Origin of the sequence: Roseateles sp. (genome assembly GCF_039929605.1) — a bacterium.
GTDB lineage: Bacteria > Pseudomonadota > Gammaproteobacteria > Burkholderiales > Burkholderiaceae_C > Pelomonas.
Genome location: NZ_JBDSQX010000042.1, coordinates 31730 through 50287 on the forward strand (window position 1 = coordinate 31730; position 18558 = coordinate 50287).

22 protein-coding genes are annotated in these 18558 nt (G+C 67.1%); 2 read left to right on the forward strand and 20 right to left on the reverse strand.

Going from position 1 to position 18558, the window contains the following annotated elements; translation table 11 throughout:
* Window positions 1-17: 17 nt before the first annotated feature.
* The 20 genes from acpS to ABIS05_RS05980 form a co-directional block, all read right to left on the reverse strand.
* Window positions 18-422 (reverse strand): holo-ACP synthase, encoded by a 405-nt coding sequence (gene acpS / locus ABIS05_RS05885; protein ID WP_348009670.1) that lies wholly within the window; start codon window positions 420-422, stop codon window positions 18-20.
* Entirely contained in the window at window positions 419-1180 is a 762-nt protein-coding gene (locus ABIS05_RS05890; RefSeq protein WP_348009671.1) for a pyridoxine 5'-phosphate synthase, read from the reverse strand. The genes acpS and ABIS05_RS05890 overlap by 4 nt, the downstream gene beginning before the upstream one ends.
* Window positions 1177-1929, reverse strand: a complete 753-nt coding sequence (recO, locus tag ABIS05_RS05895; RefSeq protein ID WP_348009672.1) for a DNA repair protein RecO — start codon at window positions 1927-1929, stop codon at window positions 1177-1179. Before recO ends, ABIS05_RS05890 begins: the two co-directional genes overlap by 4 nt.
* A gap of 105 nt (window positions 1930-2034) precedes the next feature.
* Window positions 2035-2985 carry a GTPase Era gene (gene era / locus ABIS05_RS05900; RefSeq protein WP_348009673.1) on the reverse strand — a complete coding sequence of 317 codons (951 nt, stop codon included), beginning with the start codon at window positions 2983-2985 and terminating at the stop codon, window positions 2035-2037.
* Window positions 2982-3689 carry a ribonuclease III gene (gene rnc, locus ABIS05_RS05905; protein WP_348009674.1) on the reverse strand — a complete coding sequence of 236 codons (708 nt, stop codon included), beginning with the start codon at window positions 3687-3689 and terminating at the stop codon, window positions 2982-2984. The genes era and rnc overlap by 4 nt, the downstream gene beginning before the upstream one ends.
* A 25-nt stretch (window positions 3690-3714) precedes the next feature.
* Window positions 3715-4077, reverse strand: coding sequence for a DUF4845 domain-containing protein (locus ABIS05_RS05910; RefSeq protein ID WP_348063223.1), 363 nt, complete (start codon window positions 4075-4077; stop codon window positions 3715-3717).
* Between the two features lie 28 nt (window positions 4078-4105).
* Window positions 4106-5089, reverse strand: coding sequence for a signal peptidase I (gene lepB / locus ABIS05_RS05915; protein ID WP_348009676.1), 984 nt, complete (start codon window positions 5087-5089; stop codon window positions 4106-4108).
* Between the two features lie 41 nt (window positions 5090-5130).
* A complete protein-coding gene (gene lepA, locus ABIS05_RS05920; RefSeq protein WP_348009677.1) occupies window positions 5131-6939 on the reverse strand; it encodes a translation elongation factor 4 in 1809 nt (602 codons plus the stop codon).
* Window positions 6940-7455: 516 nt separating this feature from the next.
* Window positions 7456-8925, reverse strand: a complete 1470-nt coding sequence (locus ABIS05_RS05925; protein ID WP_348009678.1) for a DegQ family serine endoprotease — start codon at window positions 8923-8925, stop codon at window positions 7456-7458.
* 42 nt (window positions 8926-8967) lie between these two features.
* The gene (locus ABIS05_RS05930; RefSeq protein ID WP_348009679.1) at window positions 8968-9528 is read right to left on the reverse strand and encodes a sigma-E factor negative regulatory protein; all 561 of its coding nucleotides are present in this window, start codon (window positions 9526-9528) and stop codon (window positions 8968-8970) included.
* Window positions 9525-10109, reverse strand: a complete 585-nt coding sequence (locus ABIS05_RS05935; protein ID WP_348009680.1) for a sigma-70 family RNA polymerase sigma factor — start codon at window positions 10107-10109, stop codon at window positions 9525-9527. The genes ABIS05_RS05930 and ABIS05_RS05935 overlap by 4 nt, the downstream gene beginning before the upstream one ends.
* Window positions 10106-10519, reverse strand: a complete 414-nt coding sequence (locus tag ABIS05_RS05940) for a hypothetical protein (protein ID WP_348009681.1) — start codon at window positions 10517-10519, stop codon at window positions 10106-10108. The genes ABIS05_RS05935 and ABIS05_RS05940 overlap by 4 nt, the downstream gene beginning before the upstream one ends.
* A gap of 12 nt (window positions 10520-10531) precedes the next feature.
* The gene (fabF, locus tag ABIS05_RS05945) at window positions 10532-11776 is read right to left on the reverse strand and encodes a beta-ketoacyl-ACP synthase II (RefSeq protein ID WP_348009682.1); all 1245 of its coding nucleotides are present in this window, start codon (window positions 11774-11776) and stop codon (window positions 10532-10534) included.
* A 37-nt stretch (window positions 11777-11813) separates the two neighbouring features.
* The gene (gene acpP, locus ABIS05_RS05950) at window positions 11814-12053 is read right to left on the reverse strand and encodes an acyl carrier protein (protein ID WP_348009683.1); all 240 of its coding nucleotides are present in this window, start codon (window positions 12051-12053) and stop codon (window positions 11814-11816) included.
* A 110-nt stretch (window positions 12054-12163) separates the two neighbouring features.
* The gene (gene fabG / locus ABIS05_RS05955) at window positions 12164-12907 is read right to left on the reverse strand and encodes a 3-oxoacyl-ACP reductase FabG (RefSeq protein ID WP_348009684.1); all 744 of its coding nucleotides are present in this window, start codon (window positions 12905-12907) and stop codon (window positions 12164-12166) included.
* A gap of 4 nt (window positions 12908-12911) precedes the next feature.
* Window positions 12912-13856, reverse strand: a complete 945-nt coding sequence (fabD, locus tag ABIS05_RS05960; RefSeq protein ID WP_348009685.1) for an ACP S-malonyltransferase — start codon at window positions 13854-13856, stop codon at window positions 12912-12914.
* A gap of 163 nt (window positions 13857-14019) precedes the next feature.
* Window positions 14020-15018 carry a beta-ketoacyl-ACP synthase III gene (locus ABIS05_RS05965; protein WP_348009686.1) on the reverse strand — a complete coding sequence of 333 codons (999 nt, stop codon included), beginning with the start codon at window positions 15016-15018 and terminating at the stop codon, window positions 14020-14022.
* A complete protein-coding gene (gene plsX, locus ABIS05_RS05970; protein WP_348009687.1) occupies window positions 15015-16109 on the reverse strand; it encodes a phosphate acyltransferase PlsX in 1095 nt (364 codons plus the stop codon). Before plsX ends, ABIS05_RS05965 begins: the two co-directional genes overlap by 4 nt.
* 131 nt (window positions 16110-16240) lie before the next feature.
* A complete protein-coding gene (rpmF, locus tag ABIS05_RS05975; RefSeq protein WP_056876082.1) occupies window positions 16241-16426 on the reverse strand; it encodes a 50S ribosomal protein L32 in 186 nt (61 codons plus the stop codon).
* A gap of 194 nt (window positions 16427-16620) precedes the next feature.
* Complete coding sequence (locus ABIS05_RS05980) at window positions 16621-17184, reverse strand: YceD family protein (protein WP_348009688.1); 564 nt, start codon at window positions 17182-17184, stop codon at window positions 16621-16623.
* Between the two features lie 32 nt (window positions 17185-17216).
* Here ABIS05_RS05980 and ABIS05_RS05985 point away from each other — a divergent pair, with 32 nt between their 5' ends.
* Complete coding sequence (locus ABIS05_RS05985; RefSeq protein ID WP_348009689.1) at window positions 17217-17792, forward strand: Maf family nucleotide pyrophosphatase; 576 nt, start codon at window positions 17217-17219, stop codon at window positions 17790-17792.
* Window positions 17789-18550 carry an SAM-dependent methyltransferase gene (locus ABIS05_RS05990; RefSeq protein ID WP_348009690.1) on the forward strand — a complete coding sequence of 254 codons (762 nt, stop codon included), beginning with the start codon at window positions 17789-17791 and terminating at the stop codon, window positions 18548-18550. The genes ABIS05_RS05985 and ABIS05_RS05990 overlap by 4 nt, the downstream gene beginning before the upstream one ends.
* Window positions 18551-18558 lie beyond the last annotated feature (8 nt).

The window sequence follows — 18558 nt, forward strand, 5'->3', positions numbered from 1 at the left end:
ACTCACGCAACGCGGCGTTAGGGGTGCGGGTTTGCGGTCTCGACAACGACGAAGGCGACGGCGTAGTCCTGCTCGTCGCTGACGGTCACATGGGCGCTCAAACCGCGCTCGGTGAACCACTCGGCCAGCGCGCCGTGCAGGGCGATCTCCGGCTTGCCGCTGGGCGCCTTGACGACCTCCATCGCGCGCCAGGTCATGGGCATGCGCAGCCCTAAGCCGATGGCCTTGGAGAACGCCTCCTTGGCGGCGAAGCGTGTGGCCAGATAGGCCTCGCCGCGCGCAGCGACCTTGGCATGACGTTCGCGGTAAACGGCCAGCTCATGTGGGCCGAGCACCTTCTCGGCAAAACGCTCGCCGCGCCGCGCGAGGGTCTCGCGGATGCGGCGGATGTCGCAGAGGTCGGTGCCGATGCCGTAGATCATGCGGCGGCGATGGCGCGCAGATAGGCCCGCACCGCGTCGGCATAGCCCAGCTCCAGCGCGTCGGCGATCAAGGCGTGGCCGATGGACACCTCCTGCACGCCAGGCACTGCGCTCAGAAAGGCCGTCAGGTTGTCACGGTTCAGGTCATGGCCGGCGTTGATGCCGAGGCCTATCTTCAGCGCCGCCTCGGCGGTTGCGGTGAAGCCTTGCAATACCTCGGCTTGGCGCTCGGTGCCGAAGGTGCTGGCGAAGGTCTCGGTGTAGAGCTCGATGCGCTCGGCGCCCAGTTCGGCAACCAGCGCCATCGCGGCCGGAATCGGGTCCATGAAGAGGCTGACGCGCACGCCGAGATCGCGGGCTTCCTGGATCAGCGGCTGCAGGCGCTCGGCGTCCTGCGGCAGCGTCCAGCCATGGTCGGAGGTGAACTGCTCTTCCGAGTCCGGCACGAAGGTGACCTGGTGCGGGCGATGTCGGCGCACGAAGTCCATCAAGTTCTGCGTCGGGTTGCCTTCGATATTGAACTCGGCCTGGGGCCAGTCTTTGAGGAAGGCAGCGAGGTCGTCGACATCGCCCGTGCGGATGTGACGCTCGTCCGGCCGCGGGTGCACGGTGATGCCTTGCGCGCCCGCCAACAGGCAGGCCTCAGCCGCGCGCAGCACGCTGGGGATGCCGAGGTGGCGGGTGTTGCGCAACAGCGCCACCTTGTTGACGTTGACCGACAGGGCGCAGCGGGTGTCGCCGGAAGCAAAAGGGTTCATTTGTCGAGCAGGTTCTGGACATCAACCATCAGCGCGCGGGTGCGCAGCGGCTGGTGGCCCAAATGGTAGTGGAGCAGTCCGCGCAGCGTCGTCTTCAGCCCTTGCGGCTCGGCGGCGCAGGCCTGGCGCAGCGCGGCCATGCTGCCGTGCAGCAGCGCCGCTTGCAGCTGGATCAGCAAGCTGCCGGGCAGGCTGGCGTCGCTGGCCGCAGCGATGACGCCAGACTCGGGCGAGAGCTGGTAGCGGCGCTCAGGGGCTATGGCCGTCTGCGTGGTGGCGACGACGCTGAGGTCCGGCAGCAGGCCGAGTTCCAGCAGCAGCTTCAGCTCGAAGGCCCGCAGCGCAGCGTCGCCCTCGGGCAGCGCCGCCAGCGTGTCGGCATAGGCATCGAACAGCCGGGCGTGCGGGTCGTGCCGGGCCAGCAGCTTGAGCAGCAGCTCGTTGAGGTAGTAGCCGGAAAACAGCGCGGCGCCGGCCGGCATCGTCGCGCCGCCGCCCCACTCGGCGCTGCGCAGCGTCTGCACTTCGCCGCCCTCTGCCTTGGCCGGCTTGGACAGGCTGACGCTGATGCGCTGCAGCGGCAGCAGCACCGCGCGCAGCTGCGAGTACGGCCGCTTGGCGCCTTTGGCGGCCACCGCCACACGGCCGGACTCGCGCGTAAACAGGTCGAGGATGAGGCTGGACTCGCTCCAGTCGTGGGAGTGCAGCACGTAGGCCTGCTGCGTCGCTGGCGGACGCGTCAGCCTCATCGCTGCAGCCCAGGAACAAAGCCACAAAGCCACAGAGGCACAGAGAAATTCAAGGGGCGTTCCCTCTGTGTCTCTGTGCCTCTGTGGTTGCCTTTGAACTGGCCGTCACTCGTAGCCGTAGCTGCGCAGATGCTCTTCCGTGTCCGCCCAGCCCGAGCGCACCTTGACCCACAGCTCCAGGAACACGCGGCCGTCCATCAGATGCTCCAGCTCCTGGCGCGCTTCCGAGCCGATGCGCTTCAGGCGCTCGCCGCCCTGGCCGATGATCATGCCCTTGTGGGCGTCGCGCTCGACAACGATGCTGGCGCTGATGCGGCGCAGCTCGCCCTCGTCTTCCCACTTGTCGATGATGACGGTGGAGGTGTAGGGCAGCTCGTCGCCGGTCAGGCGGAACAGCTTCTCGCGGATGATTTCGCTGGCCAGGAACTTCTCGCTGCGGTCGGTCAGCGCGTCCTCGGCGTAGAACCAGCCCTGCTCCGGTAGATAGGGCTTGAGGATCTTGAAGAGGCGGGTGACGTCGCTCTCCTTCTTGGCCGACAGCGGCACGAACTCCGTGAAGTTGCGTCGTTCGGCCATGCCCTTGAGCCAGGGCGCCAGCTCGGCGCGGCGGTGCACGGCGTCGAGCTTGTTGGCGATCAGCACGACCGGCTTGTCCTCGGGCAGCAGGCTCAGCACCTTGGCATCGTCCAGGCCGAAGCGGCCGGCCTCGACGACGAACAGCACCAGGTCCACGTCACTCAATACGCCGTGCACGGTGCGGTTGAGCGTGCGGTTCAACGCGGCGTTGTGCTTGGTCTGGAAACCGGGCGTGTCGACGAAGACGAACTGCGCCTCCTCGACCGTGCGCACGCCGGTGATGCGGTGGCGCGTCGTCTGCGCTTTGTCGGACGTGATGCTGACCTTCTGGCCGACGAGGGCGTTCAGCAGCGTGGACTTGCCCACGTTGGGGCGGCCGACGATGGCGATGAGGCCACAACGTTGCAAGTTCGGCTGGGTGGCACCGTCAGCGGCGGCTGCGGCGGGAACAGCGGCGGGAGGAACTGCGTCGGTGGTCATGGTTTGCCTCGTTCGGCGGTGAGTCTGTCCTGGAGGCGATCAAGAAGGCGGCGCGCGGCCTCCTGCTCGGCCGTGCGGCGTGAGCGTCCTTCGCCCAATTCGGCCACGTCCAGGGCCGGCACCGCGCATTCGACCTCGAAGGTCTGCGCATGGGCCTGGCCGCGCGTGGCGACGATACGGTAGCTCGGCACGGCGATGCGGCGTGCCTGCAGCCATTCCTGCAACGCGGTCTTGGCGTCCTTGCCGAAGTCGCCCGAGCCGGCCGCCGTTGCGATGGTTTCATCGAGCAGGCGGCGCACGATGGCGAGGGCGGCGTCGTAACCGGCGTCGATGTAGGCGGCGCCCAGCACCGCCTCGACAGCGTCGGCAAGGATGGACGGCCGGTGCGCGCCACCGCCGCGGGCTTCGCCGTCGGACATCTTCAGCACGCCGGGCAGACCCAGGTTGAGGCCGAGCTTGTGCAGGCTGTCCTCGCGCACGAGGTGGGCGCGCACGCGGGTCAGGTCGCCTTCGTCGGAGCCGGAATAACGCTCGTAGAGCAGGCTGGAGACGGCCAGGCTCAGCACGGCGTCACCCAGGAACTCAAGACGCTCGTTGTGGTCGGCACCGTAGCTGCGATGGGTCAGCGCGCGCGACAGCAGCTCGGGCCGCTGGAAGCGGTGGCCGAGGCGTTGTTGCAGGGCGTCGAGAGCAGCGGCGTTCATCGTCGGGGCGCCAGCGGCAACAGCGTCAACCTGACTTGCCCCGGTACTTGATCAGCAGATAGACCGGGCCGAAGACATCGACCTCCTTGTCCCAGGCGAACTCGATGACGACCTTGTCGTTGCCGTCCTTAGTCACCACGAGGTCGCCGCTCTTGATGCTCTGGATGGAGTATTCGACCGCCGTGGCCCTGTCGAACTCCTGGCGCACCTGGGGCACCGTCGAGGGATTGCCGGCGGCGATGCGGTTGACGACACGTTTGACCGTGTAGTACTCCAGCACGGTTGGAAAGACCTTCATCCCGACGACCGCCGTGACGGCGGCGATGCCGCCCCAGAACAGCAGCCCGATCAGGGACAGGCCGCGCTGGCGACGGGGAGAAGACGACATCGAACGGTGGGGACGGTTCATCTGGGATTCAATCGAAGAAGGTACCGATGCGCTTGAGGTTACCGAAATTCATCCAGACCATGAAGGCCCTGCCGACGATGTTCTCGTCAGGCACGAACCCCCAGAAGCGCGAGTCACGCGAGTTGTCGCGGTTGTCGCCCATCATGTAGTAGTGGCCCGCCGGGACCTTGCAGGTCACGCTCTCGACGGTGTAGCGGCAGTTTTCCTGAAAGGGGAAGGGGCCGTCGGCGCGGTCCGGACGGAAGCTGTGAAGCGCGGTCTGGTCGACCAAGATCTGGTGCGGCTTGTCACCGAACTTCTCAGTAAAGCGAGGTCGGTATTCGCGTCGCATGCCACTGTCGTCGTAGAAATTGTCGACGGGCTGCGTAGGCTGGAGTTGGCCGTTGACGTAGAGCTTCTGGTTGACGTAGCTCACCTCATCGCCCGGGATGCCGACGACGCGCTTGATGAAGTCGGTGCTCGGGTCTTCCGGGTAGCGGAAGACCATCACGTCGCCGCGCTTCACGTCGTTGTTGGCGATGATCTTCTTGTTCAGCACCGGCAGACGGATCCCGTAGTGGAACTTGTTGACGAGGATGAGATCACCGACGAGCAGCGTGGGCACCATGGAGCCCGACGGGATCTTGAAGGGCTCGAACAGGAAGCTGCGCAGCAGGAAGACGATGAGGATGACCGGGAAGAGGCCGGCGGTCCAGTCCAGCCACCAAGGCTGCTGCAGGATCTGCTGGCGGGCCGGCTCGACATCACCGTCCACGCGGCTGATGCCCTGCGCGGCCAGGGTCTGGCGGCGTTTGGCGTCGTTCTCGACCAGCGTCTGCGCCGCCCGATTGCGGGCGGGCGCAAAGTAGAAGCGCTCGGCCAGCCAGTACAGCATGGTCACCGAGGTCAGCAGGAAGAGCAGCAACGCGAAGTTGCCGGTCCAGCGACCGATGTACCAGCCGCCAAGATAGGCCACCAGGGCCGCGTACAAGATACCGGTCAGAGCGCTCATCAGGGAGGTTTTCAAGGCGGGGGGATGGGAAGCGATGGGGGTCAATCGTCGACTTGCAGAATCGCGAGGAAGGCTTCTTGCGGCACCTCGACGGAGCCGATCTGCTTCATGCGCTTCTTGCCGGCCTTCTGTTTTTCCAGCAGCTTGCGCTTGCGGGAGACGTCGCCGCCGTAGCATTTTGCCAGCACGTTCTTGCGCAGCGCCTTGATGTTCTCGCGGGCGATGATGTTGCCGCCGATCGCCGCCTGGATGGCGACGTCATACATCTGCCGCGGGATGTGTTCGCGCATCTTGGCCGCCACGCCGCGGCCACGGAACTGGCTCTGCACGCGGTGCACGATGATGGACAGCGCGTCGACCCGGTCACCGTTGATCAGGATGTCCACCTTCACGACATCGGACGCGCGGTACTCCTTGAACTCGTAGTCCATCGACGCATAGCCGCGCGACACGCTCTTGAGCTTGTCGAAGAAGTCCAGCACGATCTCGGCCAACGGCATCTCGTAGGTCAGCATGACCTGCTTGCCGTGGTAGGCCATGTTCAGCTGGTTGCCGCGCTTGAGATTGGCCAGCGTCATGACCGGGCCGACATAGTCCTGCGGCATGTACAGGTGCACGGTGACGATGGGCTCGCGGATCTCCTGGATCTGGCCCACCTCGGGCATCTTGCTTGGGTTCTCGACCAGGATCACCGAGCCGTCGCCCTGCACCACTTCGTAGACCACGCTGGGTGCGGTGGTGATCAGGTCCTGGTCGAACTCACGCTCCAGGCGCTCCTGCACGATCTCCATGTGCAGCAGGCCCAGGAAGCCGCAGCGGAAGCCGAAGCCCAGCGCCTGCGACACCTCGGGCTCGTAGCGCAGCGAGGAGTCGTTGAGCTTGAGCTTTTCGAGCGCGTCGCGCAGCTGGTCGTACTCGCTGGCTTCGGTCGGGTACAGGCCCGCAAACACCTGAGGCTGGATTTCCTTGAAGCCCGGCAGCGCCTGTTCGGCGGGGCCCAGGTTGTTGGGCAGCTTCTTTTCCAGCGTGATGGTGTCGCCGACCTTGGCCGCCTGCAACTCCTTGATGCCCGCGATGATGAAACCCACCTCGCCGGCATTGAGCTGCTCGCGCGGCGTCGACTTGGGCGCGAACACGCCGAGGTTGTCGGCCGGGTAGACGGCGTTGGAGGCCATCATGCGAATGCGCTCGCCCTTCCTGAGCGTGCCGTCGACGACGCGCACCAGCATCACCACGCCGACATAGTTGTCGAACCAGCTGTCGATGATCATCGCGCGCAGCGGCGCCTCGACGACGCCGTTGGGCGACGGCATGCGGGCGATCACGGCTTCGATGATTTCGTCGATGCCCATGCCGGTCTTGGCGCTGCACGGGATGGCGTCATCGGCGTCGATGCCGATCACGTCCTCGATCTCGGCGCGCGCGTTTTCCGGGTCTGCGTTGGGCAGGTCCATCTTGTTGAGCACCGGCACGACCGTCACGCCCAGGTCCAGCGCGGTGTAGCAGTTGGCCACCGTCTGAGCTTCCACACCTTGCGAGGCGTCGACCACGAGCAGCGCACCTTCGCAGGCCGACAGCGACCGGCTGACTTCATAAGAGAAGTCCACATGGCCTGGCGTGTCGATGAGGTTCAGGTTGTAGATCTTGCCGTCCTGCGCCTTGTACTGAAGCGAGGCCGTCTGCGCCTTGATCGTGATGCCGCGCTCGCGCTCGATGTCCATTGAGTCCAGCACCTGCGCTTCCATCTCGCGGTCGCTCAGGCCACCGCAGCGCTGAATGATGCGGTCGGCCAGCGTGCTCTTGCCGTGGTCGATGTGGGCAATGATGGAGAAGTTGCGGATGTGATTCATGGAGTCTGCAGCGCGCGAGGCCGGCAAGCGTCAACGGCGCGAGCCGTTGCATGGACAGCTCTTATCGCGCAGCGATGTGAAGGCGCGGGAGCGCCGTGTCGTGGGTAAAAAAAAGGCACGTCGAAGAGGCGACGTGCCTTCCAACAAAGGTTTGGCAACTGCTTGTTGGGCTTTCATTGTAGCCAAAAGGGTCGGCCGAGAGCCCGCACCACCATTGGTTTTCCGGCCGTTGCAGGCCTCCAACAAGGAATTTATCAACAGCTTATCCACAAGAACCTGTGGATCACCTGTGGATCAAATCAAGCCGTTACCGGCAGCCCACGATTGCATGGCCAAGCACCCCTTTCGAGGATGCGTTCGCCCGCATTTTAGCGGGCGACGCGAACAATCGCGGCTCTTGTGCAGAAGTTAGCCGGTGCCAACTTCCAAATACGGTGGACAACCTTTCGGCGCCGTCCCGCCAGCCTTGCCGCATCGCGGAAAGCCCGACAAGACAACCCAGTCTTCCGGGCCGAATCAGTGCACCGGCTTCAGCAGCACGAAGCTCGTGACGTCGTCGCGGCGCACGACGAGATTCATGGGCTTGGTCTTGTCGGCCTTGGCCAACTGAGCCTGGAGAGCCTTGACCGAGTTCACCTCGACGTTGTCCACCGACAGGATGAGGTCGCCGTCGCGCAGGCCGGCGCGGGCGGCGGCACCCGTGGCGCTGTCGACCTTGACGCCGGACTTGAGCTTGAGGTCCTTGCGCTGGAGGTCGGTCAGGTCGGACACCTTCAGCCCCAGCGCTGCGCTCGGCCCGGTGGCGGGCGCCGGTTCCTTGCTGCTCTCGGCGCTGTCGCTGCCCGGCTTCTTACTGCGCTCGTCTTCGCCGATGGTGACGACGATGTCCTTGTTCGCGCCGCGGCGGAACACCGTCAGCGTCGTCTTGGCGCCGGGCTTGACGTTAGCCACCAGGCGGCGCAGGTCGGCCGCCTTGTCCACGGTCTTGCCGTCGACCTTGGTGACGACATCGCCACCCTCGACGCCCGCCTTCTCGGCCGGGCTGCCGGCCACGACGGAGCGGATCACCGCGCCCTGCGGCTTGCCCAAGCCGATGGCCTCGGCAATTTCCTTGGTGATGTCGTCAGGCAGCACGCCCAGGTAGCCGCGCACGACACGACCGCCTGCGCGCAGTTCGTCGGCCACTCGGACGGCGTCGGCGATGGGGATCGCGAACGAGATGCCCATGTAGCCGCCGTTCTGGCTGTAGATCTGCGAATTGATGCCGATGACCTCGCCGCGCATGTTGACGAGCGGGCCGCCGGAGTTGCCGGGGTTGATGGCCACGTCGGTCTGGATCAGCGGCAGCAGGTCGCCCGTGTCGCGCTGCTTGGCGCTGATGATGCCGGCCGTCACGGTGTTCTCCAGGCCGAAGGGCGAGCCGATGGCCATGACCCATTCGCCGACCTTGGCTTTGTTGCTGTCGCCGACCTTGACGAACGGCAGGCCGGCGGCCTCGATCTTGACGACGGCGACGTCGGAGCGCTGGTCGGCGCCGATGAGCTTGGCCTTGAGTTCGCGCTTGTCGGTCAGCGTGACGATGACTTCGTCGGCGCCCTGCACGACGTGGGCATTGGTCAGCACATAGCCGTCGGCGCTGAGGATGAAGCCGGAGCCAACGCCGCGGCGCATCGGGCCGTCGTCATCCGGCGCGCCGCCGCCGCGTGGCGCGCCACGGCGCTGGTTGGGCACGGGGATGCCGAAGCGGCGGAAGAACTCCTGCATCTGCTCGTTCATCTCGGCCTGGCCTTCGGGCACCTTGACCTTCTCCGCCGTGCGGATGTTGACGACTGCCGGACCGACCCGTTCGACCAGCTCGCTGAAGTCAGGTAGCTCACGGGCTTGCGCGGCCGCCGGCGCATGGCCGAAGGCAAGTGCGAGCGCCAGCGCGGTGCCGGTCAGCAGCAGGCGCGCACGGGCGGGGGGGAGGCGGTTCTCAGCGTGCATAGAAAGTTCCAGGTTCAGCGGGCGGAGGAAAGTTGCATTGCTTCATTGCGCGGGGCGGGAGGCCGCCTGCTCGGGCAGGGCCAGCCCCCAATCGATGATCTCGGGCGGCACGTTGACCAACACGCCGGCTTCGTGCGAGCCGCTCAGGGACGGCAGCGTACGGCCTGCCGCCGTCTGGGCAAAGCTCATGCCCGCAAGCCCTTGCGCGCGTGGTGTTGCGAATGGCGCAGCGGCGGCGAGGGTGTCCGGCGACGCGGGCGTGCGCAGCGCGCCGATGCCGATGGCCACGGCGACGAAGCCGGCGGCGACGGCGAACGGCGCGAACCAGTCGCGACCGCGCGGGTGCGCGAGGAGCGGTGCCGGCATCTGTGCATGCAGCGCGTCGAGCAGGGTGTGGGGCTCGCGGTGCAGCGCGGGCAGCTCGGCGGAGCGCAGGCCGTCGCCTGCCGCGTGCCACAGCGCCCAGCGCTCGCGCAGCGTGGCGTCGGCCGCCCAGGCCGCGTTCACACGCGCCCACTCGGCCGGCGTCGCGCGGCCGTCCATGACGGCGGACAGGGCCTCTTGCAGATCCCCGTCCAGCGCATCGTTGTCGGGGCTCCTCATCGCCACCCTCCCCCACTCAGCATCGGCCGCAGCCGCACGGCCAAGGCCTCCCGGGCGCGGAAGATGCGCGAACGCACGGTGCCCGGCGGGCAGTCCATCAAATCGGCGATCTCGTCGTAGCTCAAGCCATCTACCTCTCGCAGCAGCAACGCCCGGCGTTGATCTTCCGCCAGGCCCTCGACCGCCTCGTTGAGCCCGCGCGCCAACTGGCGGTTGGCGAGCAGGGCTTCGGGGGTCGCATCGTCGGTTGGATGCGCGTCGGTGCCGAAAGTTCCCTCGTCGTCGTCCAGGGACTCGACCGGCCGCTGGCGGCTGCGATGCCGCTGTGCGGCATTGATGGCGATGCGGTAGACCCAGGTGTAGAAGGCGCTGTCACCGCGAAAGGCAGGCAATGCGCGGTAGGCGGCCAGGAAGGTCTCCTGGCAGAGGTCGGCCACGTCGGCGGGGTCACGCACGCTGCGCGACAGCAGGCGCTCGACGCGGCGCTGGTACTTCAGCACCAGCATGTCGAAGGCGGTGCGGCTGCCGGCCTGCGCCTCGCGCACCAGCAGGGCGTCGGCGTCCTGGCCCTGGGCGTTCATGGCTGCACCGTCGGCGCGGCGAACACGGTCGCGCGCAATGCCGCCCAATGGGCAGCCTGCTGGTGCCGCGCCAACGGGAGCCAGCATGGGCCAGGGCTGGCACGCAGCAGCAGCCAGGCATCGAGGTCGATCAGCACGGTGAGTTGGACAGTGGCTTCTTCATCGCGATCAGAGTCGGCCAGCCACCAGGCCTGGCCATCCCAGCGCAGGCGGCGCGGCAGCACGGCGGCGGCGCGCCAGCCATAGATGCTGACCAGTGGAATGGACAGCAGTGCCGGCCACGCAGACGGGTAATGGCTGAGCATCCAGGCAGCCAGGCCACCCGAAGCCAGCGCCGCGACGCAAGCCATGACCGCCTGCAGGGCCGGCTGGCGCTGCAACTGCACGACGACGGGCGGCGTGCGACGCATCGCCCGGTGCGCCTAGACCCGCTTGAAGATCAGCGTGCCGTTTGTGCCGCCGAAACCGAAATTGTTCTTCGCGGCGATGTCGATCTTCATCGGCCGCGCCTCGTTGGCGCAGTAGTCCAGGTCGCACTCGGGATCCTGGTTGAAGATATTGATCGTCGGCGGGGCGATCTGGTCACGGATGGCCAGCGCGGTGAACACCGACTCGATGCCGCCCGCGCCGCCCAGCAAGTGGCCGGTCATGGACTTGGTCGAGCTGATGACCATCTTCTTGGCGTGATCGCCAAAGGCCAGCTTGATCGCGTTGGTCTCGTTCACGTCGCCGAGCGGCGTGGAGGTGCCGTGGGCGTTCATGTAGTCGACCTGGTCGGGGTTCATGCCCGCATTGCGCAGCGCCGCGCGCATGGAGCGCTTGGGGCCGTCGACATTGGGCGCGGTCATGTGATATGCGTCCGCCCCCATGCCGAAGCCGACCAGCTCGCAGTAGATCTTGGCGCCGCGCTTCTTGGCGTGTTCGTACTCTTCGAGCACCAGCACGCCGGCACCCTCGCCCAGCACGAAACCGTCGCGGTCCTTGTCCCAGGGCCGGGACGCGGTCGCGGGGTCGTCGTTGCGAGTAGACAGCGCACGGGCTGCGGCGAAACCGCCGATGCCCAGCGGCGACACCGCACCTTCAGCACCGCCCGCCACCATCACGTCGGCGTCGCCGTACTCGATGAGGCGGCCGGCTTCGCCGATCGCGTGCAGGCCCGTCGTGCAGGCCGTCACGATCGCCAGGTTGGGCCCCTGGAAACCGAAGTTGATGGAGACGTGGCCCGAGATCATGTTGATGATCGAGGCCGGGATGAAGAACGGCGAGATGCGGCGCGGGCCGCGGCTCGTCAGCTCTTCTTTCGTGTCTTCGATCAGCGGCAGGCCGCCGATGCCCGAGCCCACGAGCACGCCGATGCGCTCGGCCTGCTCCTCGGTCAGTTCGTTCCCTGTGGGGATGCCGGAATCACGCACCGCCTGGAAGGCCGCCGCCAGGCCGTAATGGATGAAGTTATCCATGTGGCGGGCTTCTTTCGCGGGGATGTAATCCTCGATCTTGAAGCCCTTGACCTCACCCGCAAAGTGGCACGCCATGACGCTGGCGTCGAAGCGGGTGATGGTGGCAATGCCGGAACGCCCGGCGAGGATGTTGGCCCAACCTTCGGCAACGGAGTTGCCGACAGGACTGATCAGACCAAGACCGGTGACAACGACACGGCGACGGCTCATGCGGTACGGATCACAGAGTTACGAGAGAAAAGAAGGCTCAGGCCTTCTGGTGCTTGACGGCGTAGTCGATCGCCAGCTGCACGGTGGTGATCTTCTCGGCCTCTTCGTCGGGGATCTCGATGCCGAACTCGTCTTCGAGGGCCATCACCAGTTCCACGGTGTCCAGAGAATCGGCGCCCAGATCGGCAACGAATGCCTTCTCGGTGGTGACGTCGGCCTCAGCCACGCCAAGTTGCTCGGCGATGATTTTCTTGACTCGTGCTTCGATATCGCTCATGACACTCCTCCAGGAGGGGTTTGCAGAAAACAGCCCGGCATTCTAAGGGCACTAGAGTTGCGCCCCTAAGTCGGGGCCCAAGCGGAAATTGAAGCAGCTTATGCAGGCCGTCAGGCCATGTACATGCCACCGTTGACATGCAGTTCGGTACCCGTAATGTAGGCACCGCCCGGTGACGCCAGGAAGGCAACCGCCGCAGCGATTTCCTCCGGCGCGCCCAGGCGGCCCAGCGGGATCTGCGCCAGCAGCGCGGCCTTCTGGGCCTCGGGCAGCACCTCGGTCATGTCGGTGGCGATGAAGCCAGGCGCAACGCAGTTGACCGTGATGCCGCGGCTGCCGAGTTCGCGGGCCAGCGAGCGCGTCAGGCCCGCCACGCCGGCCTTGGCGGCGGCGTAGTTAGCCTGGCCGGCATTGCCGGAGGCGCCGACGACCGAGGTGATGTTGATGATGCGGCCATTGCGCTGCTTCATCATCGGCTTGGTGACGGCGCGGGCGAGGCGGAAGACGGCCTTGAGGTTGGTGTCCAGCACCGCGTCCCAGTCGCCGTCCTTCATGCGCATGGACAGCGTGTCGCGGGTGATGCCGGCGTTGTTGACGAGGACGTGCAGGCCGCCCTCCTTGGCGACGATATCGTCCACGGCCGCCTGGCTGGCAGCGGCATCGGTCACGTTGAGTGCGATGCCGCGGCCACCGAACGCAGCGAGGGCTTCGGTGATGCCGGCGGCGCCGGATGCGGTCGTCGCCGTGCCGATGACGCGCCAGCCTTCATGGGCGAGGGCCAGCGCGATGGCTCGGCCGATGCCACGGCTGGCGCCGGTGACGAGGGCGACGCCCTTTGATGCAGATTCAGTCATGGGTTCAGCCTCCGAGGAGTGCTCGGGCCTCGGCGAGCGAGGCGGGATCGAACACGCAGGCGGCGACAAGCTCGCCGTCGATGCGCTTGGCCATGCCGCTCAGCACCTTGCCGGGGCCGGCTTCGATGAGATGGCCGACGCCGCGCGCCTTCAACGCCTGCACTACCTCGACCCAGCGCACCGGGCCGAAGGCCTGGCGGTAGAGGGCGTCGCGCAGCGCCTCGGCGTTGTCGTTGACGGCCACGTCGATGTTGTTGATGACGGGGAAGGCAGCGGGCTGGAACTGCACCGTCGCCAGCCTCTCCTTCAGCCGCTCGGCGGCCGGCCTCATCAGGCTGGAGTGGAAGGGGGCCGACACCGACAGCGGCAGCGCGCGCTTGGCGCCGGCGGCCTTCAGGATCTCGGCAGCCTTGTCCGCGCCGGCCTTGCTGCCGGCAATCACCGTCTGCTTGGGGTCGTTGAAGTTGACGGCCTCGACGGCCTCACCGGTCTCGGCGGCGGCCTGTGCACAGCCCGCGCGGACGGCGTCGCCGTCCAGGCCCAGGATGGCGTACATCGCGCCGGCGCCCACCGGCACGGCCTCCTGCATGGCCTGGGCGCGAAAGCGCACCAGCGGCAGCGCATCGGCCAGGCTCAGCACGCCGGCCGCAACCAGCGCCGTGTACTCGCCCAGCGAATGGCCAGCGGCAGCCACGGGCACCGCGCCGGTCTCGGCAACGAAGGCGCGCCAGCAGGCGATGCCGGCCGTCAGCATGACGGGCTGGGTGTTGGTGGTCAGGTCCAGCAGCTCCTTGGGGCCGGCATGGATCAGCGCGCCGATGTCCTCGCCGAGGGCGGCGGAAGCTTCTTCAAGAACGAGGCGGACTTCCGGGTGGTCGCCCCAGGCGTCGAGCATGCCGACGGCCTGCGAGCCCTGGCCGGGGAAAACAACAGCAAACGGTGCGGTCATGGATAGAAGCTGTGAATGGACCGCGCGCGGCCGAGCAGACCGTCGCGGCGTCGCCAATCAAGGCGCAAAGCGGAGCCGTAGCCGGAACTACGGCGAGCATTTGCAACGCCGAGTGGCGACGTTGCGGCGGGATGAGCGGCTGTGCGGGGTTCGTTCACAGCTTCTAATATTTGAGAAGGGCGGCGCCCCAGGTGAAGCCACCGCCGACGCCTTCCAGCATCACGGTATCGCCACGCTTGACGCGACCGCTGCGCACCGCCACGTCCAGCGCCAGCGGCACGGAGGCGGCCGACGTGTTGCCATGCTCGTCGACAGTGACGATGAGCTTGTCCATGGACATGCGCAGCTTTTTGGCCGTGCCCTGCATGATGCGGATGTTGGCCTGATGGGGGATGAGCCAGTCGATGTCGGCGTCCGTCAAGCCGGCCTTGTCGAGCACCGAACGGGCGACCTTCTCCAGCACGCCGACGGCGAGCTTGAAGACGGCTTGGCCATCCATCCTCAGCAAAGGCGAGCCCAGCACCTGGCCGCCCGACACGGTGCCCGGCGTGCAGAGAATGTCGGAATGGCGCGCGTCGGCATGCAGCTCGGTGGCGAGGATGCCGGGCTCGTCGCTGGCGCCGAGCACGACGGCACCGGCGCCGTCGCCGAACAGCACGCAGGTCGTGCGGTCCTTGAAGTCGAGGATGCGCGAGAACACCTCGGCGCCGACGACGAGCGCCTTGCTGGCGGCGCCGGTCTTGATCATCGAGTCGGCCACGCTGAGCGCGTAGACAAAGCCCGCGCAAACCGCCTGCACGTCGAAGGCGGCGCAACCGAACACGCCGAGCTTCTTCTGCAGCAGGCAGGCGCTGGACGGGAAGACCATGTCGGGCGTGGACGTCGCGACGATGATGAGGTCCAGCTCCTCAGCCTTGATGCCGGCGGCTTCCAGCGCGGCCAGCGCGGCCGGGAAGGCCAGGTCGCTGGCGCTTTGGTCTGACGCAGCGAAGTGGCGCGCGCGGATGCCGGTGCGCTCGACGATCCAGTCGTCCGAGGTTTCGACGCCGTCGGCCGCGAGGCGCTCGGCCAGGGCCTGGTTGGTGACCCGGTCAGCGGGCAAATAGCTGCCGGTGCCGAGGATGCGCGAGTAGCGGGGTGAGGTGTGTCCAGATGGGCTCATGCAGCCTGAGCGGCGGGCGCCGCCTTGTCTCCAGCATCGGTCGCCTTCGCCTGCAGCGCGGCGACGATGCGGTCGTGTACCCGGTCCAGCAGCCGGTTGCGGGCGGCATCATAAGCGCGGGCCAAAGCCTGCTCGAAGGCGAAGGCATCGGCCGAGCCATGACTCTTGAAGACCAGGCCGCGCAGGCCCAGCAGCGCTGCGCCGTTGAAGCGGCGGTGGTCCACACGGGCCTTGAATGCCTTCAGGATGGGGAGAGCCAGCAGCGCGACACCCTTGGTCAGCAGGTTGCGGCTGAACTCTTCCTTGATGAAGGTGCCGATCATGGTGGCGAGGCCCTCGGAGGTCTTGAGCATGACGTTGCCGACGAAGCCGTCGCAGACGACGAGGTCCGTCGTGCCCTTGTAGATGTCGTTGCCCTCGACGTTGCCGAAGAAGTTCAGCTGGCCGGCCGCGCCCGCCGCGCGCAGCAGCTCTCCCGCCTGCTTGATGGTCTCGCTGCCCTTGATGGCCTCCTCGCCGATGTTGAGCAAGCCGACGCTGGGCTCCTCGATGCCTTCGACGGCCGACACCAGCGCGCTGCCCATGACGGCGAACTGCAGCAGGTGCTCGGCCGTGCAGTCGACGTTGGCGCCGAGATCCAGCACGGTCGTGAAGCGGCCGCGCTGGTTGGGCACGACGGTGGCGATGGCCGGGCGGTCGATGCCGTCCAGCGTCTTCAGCAGGTACCGGGCCACGGCCATCAGCGCGCCGGTGTTGCCGGCGGACACGCAGGCATGCGCAAGCGCCGGGTTGCCGTCACGGTCGGCCTTGAGTTGCTGAATGGCGATGCGCATGGACGAGTCGCGCTTGCGGCGCAGGGCGACCTCGACCGGATCGTCCATCGTGATGACTTCACTGGCCGCGACGACACGGCAGCGCGGCCAGGCGGCGGCAGCGGTCAACTCTTCGGGCTTACCGACGAGGATGAGTTCAGCGCCGGGGTGCTTGTCGAGAAAGGCGCGGCAGGCCGGCAGCGTGACCGAGGGGCCGTGGTCGCCGCCCATGCAATCAACGGCAAGGCGGACGGGCTCGGGCAGGGTCGCGTGGGTCATCGAGGCAGAAGCGTTTCAGAAAAGACCAAACCCGGCACAGCGCGTGGCGCAGGCCGGGTCGGCAGATTCTCGGGTGCGCAGCGCAGCCAGTGCGGTGCGGGTCTGCAAGCCTCGCGGAGGCTTGCTCAAGCTCAGGCCGCGTCGGCCTTGCTCTTCAACACCTTGCGACCACGGTAGAAACCGGTCGGGCTGATGTGGTGACGCAGATGCACTTCGCCCGTCGTCGGCTCGATGGCCGTGCCCGGGGTGACCAGGGCATTGTGGGAACGGTGCATGCCACGCTTGGAAGGCGACTTCTTGTTTTGCTGAACAGCCATGAAATTCTCCGAATTCTGCGGGGTCTAGTGCGCGGTGAGGTGCGGGGTTTGGGTTTGCGACCCCTGGAAAAGTCTCAAGCGGGAAAACAGCTCGAGCCCCAGGCCGCAGAAAAGCCCACGAGTGTAGCAGCCAATGCTTTGATCGCCAAGCCAGGCGGGCTAAAGCGTCCGGCAAGCCAAGCGGATTCATGGCCTCAGGCGCTGCCGCCGCGCTTGAGCGCCGCCAGCGCGGCGAAGGGATTGGGACGCTCGCCCTCTCCGTCCTCACCCGCCAGTTCGTCGTCTTCCACATGGGCCAGCGGCTCGGGGCAGACCTCGTGACGCGGCACCAGCGGCAGGGCCAGCAGCACCTCGTCCTCGATGAGCTCGCGGGCGTTCAGGTGGCGCGGCATGGCAAGCACATCGTCGTCGCTGTCGGCATCCAGCGCCGCAGCTTCAGCCTCGGTGTCGACGAAACGGATCCAGCGGTCGATGTCGACATGCTCGCCAACGGGCTTCAGGCAGCGCTGGCAGGTCAGCGCGACCTCGACCTGCGCTGTCACCTGCAGCCAGGTCTGGGTCTTGCCATCCTTGGCCTGGCGTGCCTCTCCCTGAAGACGCCAGTGCAGGGCCGGCCAACCCTGCGCCGGCGCGTCGGGCGCTGCGGACTCGGCCAGGCGCTCCAGCGACTCAGCCCGCCATTCGCCCTCCAGACTGGCGCCATCGCGGGCGAAGGCGGCGAGGTCAAGCTTCTCAGGAACAAAGGCGCGCGGTTTCATGTCCACCAGTTTAGGCGGGCGAGAATGACCCGATGCCCCAGTTGATCCTCGCCTCGACGTCCCGCTACCGCCAGGAATTGCTGGCCCGGCTGCGCCTGCCCTTCGAGGCCGTGGCGCCGGAGGTCGACGAAACCGCCCTGCTCGGCGAAGCGCCGGCCGCCTTGGCCGAACGCCTGGCGCTGGCCAAGGCACGGGTCGTGGCCGCGCGCTTCCCCGGTGCCATCGTCATCGGCTCCGATCAGGTCGCCGATCTGGCCGGCGAAACCATCGGCAAGCCGGGTACGCATGAAGCCGCCGCCGCCCAGCTGCGCCGCATGAGTGGCCGCGAGGTCGTCTTCCAGACTGCGGTGGCCGTTGTCGCACCGGGCCTCGCCGCCATCGAGCGCGCCGAAGTGCGGGTGCGCGTTCGCGAGTTAAGCGATGCCGCCATCGAGGCCTATTTGCGGGCCGATGAGCCTTATGACTGCGCCGGCAGCGCCAAGGTCGAGAGCCTGGGCATCGCGCTGCTGGACGCCGTCGAATCCGACGACCCGACCGCGCTAATCGGTCTGCCCTTGATTCGCACCTGCGCCCTGCTGCGCCGCGCCGGCCTGGAGCCCCTCGCATGACCCTCGGAAAACTGATCCTGATGCCCAACACGCTGGACTTCGGCGTGGACGATTCGCTCGACCTGCGCGCGGTGCTGCCGCAACGCGTCATTGAGACCGCAGCGCGGCTGACGCACTGGGCCGCCGAGAACGCCAAGACGACGCGTTCGCTGTTGAAGCGCATCGATGCCATCGCGCCACTTCACCAGCCGCTGCAGGCGATGCAAATCACCGAGCTGCCGCGTCCGCCCAAAGGGGGCCGAGGTGGCGGCGATGACGCGGCCGCCTGGCTTGCGCTGCTGGACCCAGCCCATGCCGGGCACGACCTCGGCCTGATTTCCGAAGCCGGCCTGCCCGCCGTGGCCGACCCCGGCGCGCGCTTGGTGGCGCTGGCCCACGAGGCCGGCATCGAAGTGGTGCCGCTGGCCGGGCCCAGCTCCTTACTGCTGGCGCTCGCGGCGAGCGGCCTGAACGGCCAGAGCTTCGCCTTCGTCGGCTATCTGCCAGTGGACGCCAACGCACGCACGGCACGCATCCGCGAGCTGGAGGCGTTGTCGGCCAAGGCGCAGCAGACGCAATTGCTGATCGAAACGCCCTACCGCAACGAGGTGCTGAACCAGGCCTTGCTGGCGACGCTGAAGCCCGCCACGCGGCTGTCAATCAGCGTCGGACTAACGCTGCCCGGCGGCTGGACACAGACCGCCACCGTGGCCGACTGGCGCTTGAATCGCACCAAGCTGTCCGACCGCATCCCTGCGGTCTTCTCGCTGCTGGCCTGAGGCTGCGG